The 6,155-nt window shown below is 69.2% G+C and carries 4 protein-coding genes and 1 pseudogene; all 5 read left to right on the forward strand.

Annotated features, from left to right (window positions below; translation table 11 throughout):
• Positions 1-97: 97 nt before the first annotated feature.
• The 5 genes and pseudogenes from ABZY11_RS42200 (at position 98) to ABZY11_RS42220 (ending at position 5,047) form a co-directional block, all read left to right on the forward strand.
• Positions 98-670, forward strand: coding sequence for a flavin reductase family protein (locus tag ABZY11_RS42200; RefSeq protein WP_356484254.1), 573 nt, complete (start codon positions 98-100; stop codon positions 668-670).
• 47 nt (positions 671-717) lie between these two features.
• Complete coding sequence (locus tag ABZY11_RS42205) at positions 718-2,292, forward strand: 4-hydroxyphenylacetate 3-hydroxylase N-terminal domain-containing protein (RefSeq protein WP_356484255.1); 1,575 nt, start codon at positions 718-720, stop codon at positions 2,290-2,292.
• 53 nt (positions 2,293-2,345) lie between these two features.
• Positions 2,346-3,203 (forward strand): catechol 1,2-dioxygenase, encoded by an 858-nt coding sequence (gene catA / locus ABZY11_RS42210; protein WP_356484256.1) that lies wholly within the window; start codon positions 2,346-2,348, stop codon positions 3,201-3,203.
• Positions 3,204-3,219: 16 nt separating this feature from the next.
• A complete protein-coding gene (locus ABZY11_RS42215) occupies positions 3,220-4,125 on the forward strand; it encodes a hypothetical protein (RefSeq protein WP_356484257.1) in 906 nt (301 codons plus the stop codon).
• 23 nt (positions 4,126-4,148) lie between these two features.
• Positions 4,149-5,047, forward strand: a pseudogene (locus tag ABZY11_RS42220) (iron-containing alcohol dehydrogenase).
• Positions 5,048-6,155: the final 1,108 nt, after the last annotated feature.

Below are 6,155 nucleotides of genomic sequence, written 5' to 3' on the forward strand. Positions count from 1 at the left end.
CCCCGTCGGGGCGCGCCCGGGACCGGACGGCCGGCGGCGACACCGGGCGCGGGAAGAGCGAGCACCTCGCATCCGCCGGCTCTCCGGGGCGGGCCACATGAATCAGCGCCACCTCAGGAATGCCTTCGGCCGCTTCGCCACCGGTGTCACGGTCGTCACCTGCGCCACCTCCGACGGCGGACGCCACGGCGCCACGGTCAACGCGTTCACCGCCGTCTCCCTGGAACCGGCCCTGTGCCAGGTGACCCTCACACGCCAGTCCAAGGCGTGCCGATATCTGAAGGACACACCCTTCGCGGTCAACATCCTGGCAGTCGACCAGACCGACACCGCCTGGCACTTCGCCGGCCGGCCCGTGGAGCCGGAACCGCAGTGGTCCGACGGTCCGCTCGGCCCCGTGCTCACGGGAGCGGCTGTCACGATCTCGTGCCGCCCGTGGCGCACCTACGACGGTGGCGACCACCTGATCGTCATCGGCGAGGTGGTCGAGGCCGACATCACCGATCTGGAACCACTGCTGTTCCACGCCGGAACCTTCCGCCACCTGGGCCGACCGGACGCGGGCGTCCACTGGGGCGCCTGTCTGGACAGCCCCGAGAGCGGATGGTTCACCGGCGCGTCGGCCTTCACCGCGATGCACGCGGAGCGCGTCGCGCACCACGCCTCGTAATTCCCGATCAATTCCCGATCACACCTTCGAGACCAGTTGGGGCAGATATGACTCTGGAAGACGCCGGCTCTCCGGCCGCCTCTCCCGCGGAGGGCGTCCGCAAGACCCGCCCGCTGACGGGCGACGAGTACATCGAGTCCATTCGCGACGGACGGGAGGTGTGGGTCTACGGCGAGAAGGTCAAGGACGTCACCGAGCACCCCGCCTTCCGCAACTCGGTGCGCATGACCGCGCGGCTGTACGACGCCCTGCACGACCCGGACAAGCAGTCGGTGCTCACCGTGCCGACCGACACCGGAAGCGACGGTTTCACCCACCCGTTCTTCCGCACGCCGCGCAGCCGCGAGGACCTGATCACCGACCGCGACGCGATCGCCGAGTGGGCGCGGATGACCTACGGCTGGATGGGCCGCAGCCCCGACTACAAGGCGGCCTTCCTCGGCACCCTCGGCGCCAACAGCGACTTCTACCAGCCCTTCGGCGACAACGCCCGACGCTGGTACACCGAGTCCCAGGAGAAGGTCCTCTACTGGAACCACGCCATCATCAATCCGCCGGTCGACCGTGACCGCAACCCCGACGAGGTCAAGGACATCTTCGTCCACGTCGACGAGGAGCGCGACGACGGCCTGGTCATCAGCGGCGCCAAGGTGGTGGCCACCGGCTCGGCCATCACCCACTACAACTTCATCGCCCACTACGGCCTGCCGATCAAGAAGAAGGAGTTCGCGCTGGTCTGTACCGTCCCGATGGGCACGCCCGGCATGAAGCTGATCAGCCGGCACTCCTACGCGATGAACGCCGACGTCATGGGCAGCCCCTTCGACTACCCGCTGTCCAGCCGCTTCGACGAGAACGACACCATCTTCATCCTCGACAAGGTGAAGATCCCCTGGGAGAACGTCTTCATCTACGGCGACGCCGAGAAGGCCAGCACGTTCTTCCCCGGCTCGGGCTTCCTGCACCGCTTCACCTTCCACGGCTGTACGCGCCTCGCCGTCAAGCTCGACTTCATCGCCGGTCTGCTGATGAAGGGCGTGGAGGTCACCGGCACCAAGGACTTCCGCGGCATCCAGACTCGCGTGGGCGAGGTCATCGCCTGGCGCAACCTGTTCTGGGGCCTGACCGACGCCATGGCGAACAACCCGGACTCCTGGAAGGACGACGCCCTCCTGCCGAAGCTCGACTACGGCCTGGCCTACCGCTGGTTCATGACACTGGGCTACCCGCGGATCAAGGAAATCATCATGCAGGACCTGGGCAGCGGACTGATCTACCTCAACTCCAACGCCAAGGACTTCTCCGTGCCGGAGATCCGCCCCTACCTGGACAAGTACGTGCGCGGGTCCAACGGGTACGACTCCGTCGAGCGGGTCAAGCTGATGAAGCTGATCTGGGACTCCATCGGCAGCGAGTTCGGCGGCCGGCACGAGCTGTACGAGCGCAACTACTCCGGAAACCACGAGCAGGTGCGCGCGGAGATGCTCTTCACCGCTCAGGCCTCCGGCGCCGCCGACGCCATGAAGGGCTTCGCGGAGCAGTGCATGGCCGAGTACGACCTGAACGGCTGGACCGTGCCGGACCTGATCAACCCGGATGACGTGAGCATCCACCGCCGCTGACCCCTTCCGCCGGGGCGGCCCGCCGCCGCCCCGGCCCACCTTGGAGCCGCACGATGAGCAGCACCCGTACGTCGACACCTCCCACTGCCGCGGGTTCCGGCGCGTCGGCCAGCGCCGCGTTCCGGGCCGGCAGGCAGGGCCGCGGCACGGTGGAGACCTCCACCGAACGCGCCGATTCGATCCTGAGGGCCCTGCTTGGCGCGGTGCACCAGGTCATCTCCGACCACGAGGTCACCTATCCCGAGTTCCAGGCGGCCAAGAACTGGCTGATGGAGGTCGGAGAGGGTGGCGAATGGCCTCTCTTCCTGGACGTGTTCGTCGAGCACGCCGTGGAGGAGGTGGCCTCCCGCAGCCAACAGGGCACGAAGGGCACCATCGAGGGCCCGTACCACCTGCCTGGCAGCAAGCGGCTGCCCGCCCACTGCGAACTGCCCCGCCGGGCCGACGAAAAGGGCACCCCGCTCTCCTTCACCGGTCAGGTCCGCGACGTGGACGGCACTCCCTTGCCGGGAGCGGAAGTCGACATCTGGCACGCGGACGCCGACGGCTACTACTCCGGCTTCGCGCCGCACCTTCCCGAGGGCAACCTGCGCGGCCTGGTCGTGACCGACGACGAGGGCCGGTTCTCCATCCGCACCATCCAGCCGGCGCCGTACCGGATCCCGACCGACGGCCCCACGGGACGCATGATCGCCGCGGCGGGATGGCATCCCTGGCGTCCCGCGCATCTGCACGTGATGGTCCGGGCCGAAGGACATCGGCAGCTCACGACGCAGCTGTACTTCGAAGGCGGCGAGTGGGTGGACGACGACGTCGCCCGGGCGACCAAGCCCGAACTGATCCTGCGCCCCGTGGCGGACGGAGGAGGCGGCCTCGTGCAGCGGTACGACTTCGTCCTCGAACGGGACTGAGACCAAGGACGCGGATGTGACAGCACGATCTTCCCTGAACCGACCGGAGTCCGTGTCGCCGGTCCAGTCCTCCGGGACGGTGTGGACGGGCCTGCACGAGGTGCCCTCCGACTGGCGAGGCTGCGCTGTGACCATGGGTGTCTTCGACGGGTTCCACCGCGGACATGCCGCACTGGTCCGGCGGGTGCGCGAGCGGGCGGCTCGGCACGGGCTGCCGTCCGTGTTGCTGACCTTCGACCCGCATCCCCTCACGGTGACCCGCCCGGAGCGCGCCCCCAGGTACCTGACGTCCCTCGAAGAACGCGTCCGCCTCGCCCACGACCTCGGCATAGACGCCGTTCTCGTACTGCCGTTCACTCCGGTGCTGGCCGGCATGGTGGCCGACGAGTTCGCCGACCGAGTCCTCGGCCATACGCTCGGGGCCCGCGCCGTGGTGGTGGGCGAGAACTTCCGCTTCGGCCGAGGAGGCGGTGGCGACACCACCCTGCTCGGCCGCGCGGGAATGCGGCTCGGATTCACCGTGGACGCCGTGCCCCTCGTCGCCCACGACGGCCGGACCTGCTCCTCCACTGTGATTCGCAGCCGTCTGGCGGCCGGTGACCTCAAGGGGGTCGAAGAACTGCTGGGACGCCCGTGGCGTACGGCAATCTCCGCGCCGCCCGAGCCGCCCGGCGGCACCGCGTCTCGTGTTCCGGCGACCGACAGCGTCGCGCAGTACGAGGAAAGCCGTGTCCGCCACCGCCGGGACGCCGGCGGACGCCGTCGTCGAGACCTTCCGGAGGACGGGACAGCCACGGCCGCGCGGTCCGGCTCCACGAACGCGTGCGACCAGCAGGAGGCCGAGCGGTCCGGTGTCACCATGCCCTTCACGCACGCCGGGCTCGACGTAGAGCCGGTGCCGCCGACGGAGAGAGGCCGCTGACCTTCACATACGAGCCCCTGCCCATGCGGGTGGTCTTCGGCGCGGGCAGTCTCCGCCAGGTACCCGAGGAAGCGGAACGCCTGGGTCTGCGGCGACTGCTCGTGCTGTCCACGCCGGCCGGCGCGTCCTCGCCGAGCGCGCCGCCGACATCCTCGGCGACGCGTGCGCCGGGCTGTTCACCCGGGCACGGACGCCATGCGCCGGCCGAGGTCGCCGACGCCGCCCGGGCGGCTATCCGCGACGCGGGCGCGGACGGCTGCCCGGCCATCGGCGGCGGATCGACCACCAGCCCGGGCAAGGCCATCGCCCTGACCTCCGGCCTGCCCGTGATCAGTGTGCCGACCACTTACGCCGACTCGGAGATGACCCCTGTGCGGGGGCTCACCGAGAGCGGCCGCAAACGTACCGGCCGCGACCGGGCCGTCCTGCCGCGCAGCGTGCTCTACGACCCCGAGCTCACCCTCCGTCTCCCCGTGGATGTGTCGGTGACGAGCGGATTCAACGCCATGGCACACGCGGTTGAGGCACTGTACGCACCGGACGCCTCGCCCATCGTTTCGCTGATGGCCGAGGAAGGGTACGCTTCCTGGCCGCCGCGCTGTCGGCGATCTCCACCGACCGTCTGGACCTGAAGGCGCGGACGGATGCCCTGCGCGGTGCCTGGCTGTGCGGGGCGTGCCTGGGGGTCACGACCATGTCGCTGCACCACAAGCTCTGCCATATCCTCGGCGGCACCTACGACCTCCCTCGCGCCGCCGCGCACACGGTCCTGCTCCCGTACGTCGCCGCCTTCAACCTCCGCGCGGCACCGGATGCCGCACAGGCCCTTCTGCGAGTCCTGGCCACGGACGACGTACCAGCGTACCTGGCGCGAGTGTCCGTCGGTCTCGGCGCCCCCGCTCCCTCGCCGAACTCGGCCTGAAGGGCTATGAGTTCGACGAGATCGTGAACCAGGCGCAGAGCGCGCCGTGCGCCTATCCGCGCCCCGTCGACGCGGGGCGCTCGCGCCCTGATGACGCGATGACCACGGGTGTGCGAAGCGACTGGGGAGCCGTTCGGGGACCGCGGTCGCACTCGGGGAAGCCCCGTGCGGCGAGGCCATTCTCTATATCTCCAGCCTCACCGCTCCCGCTGTGGCCGACCGCGTCTTCCGCGAGTTCGAGCCCATGCTGGAATCGGCCGCTGGACACTTCTCCCAACTGGTCGTGGCAAGCGAGTACCTCCAGGGGATAGAGCGCCCGTCTGCTCGGTAGATCCACTCGCGTCCGCCTGCTGAGGGGCGGGCGGACACGGATGCCGTTGGGCGTCACGTCAAAGACGCTGGTGTCGTCCTCAACGCCGACGGGGGTGCGTAGCCTCCGTGCCCGGGACGGCGGCGGGAGGAGCGGTGTGGACGACCCGCTTTGCCGGTCGTTGCTCCTTTGGCGCAGTCAAGGCCGTCTTGGTCGGCACGAGTCCCAGCCGGTACAGGCTCCAGACCAGCACCTCGCTGACAGACTCCGCGCTTTCGAGCTCGCGCTGCGCAGCGACCCTGCGTAGGAGGGCTGTGCTGTCGTGACCGGCACGCTGGGCCTGGTCCAGCATGGCCGCCAAGGCGGGCCATCCAGTCTCGGCCTGGAGGCGGATGGCCGGCTTCGGCAGCGCGGTGCGGACATGACGAAGCCCTTCCCTGGCGGAGGGAAGGGCTTCGTGAGTGAGCGCTGGGCAGGCCTTGCACCTGCATTTCCCCACGGGAAGTGGGGCGTCTTTCCTTGGACCACCAACGCAGCGTCAGTCACCGCGAGTTGCGGCGAACTGCCAAGATCAACTATAGCGCATGCGATCCTGATGAGGCACAGCACCGGCGGGGAACAGCGGCGTAGGGGCTGCGCCTGACCGCTGCATGGTCGCCCCTTCCTCGATCCGCCGCTGCCACGACGAGTGGCTGCCCCGACTCGTTACTGACTTCGGCCCGTTGGGGTGAACCTTCTCGAAGTCCCTGACGCGTTCGCCGTAATGGCTGTATTCCGTGGTGTGTGAGGTATGCGGAT

This window comes from Streptomyces sp. NPDC006510, assembly GCF_040611955.1.
In the GTDB taxonomy this organism is placed as follows: Bacteria; Actinomycetota; Actinomycetes; order Streptomycetales; family Streptomycetaceae; genus Streptomyces.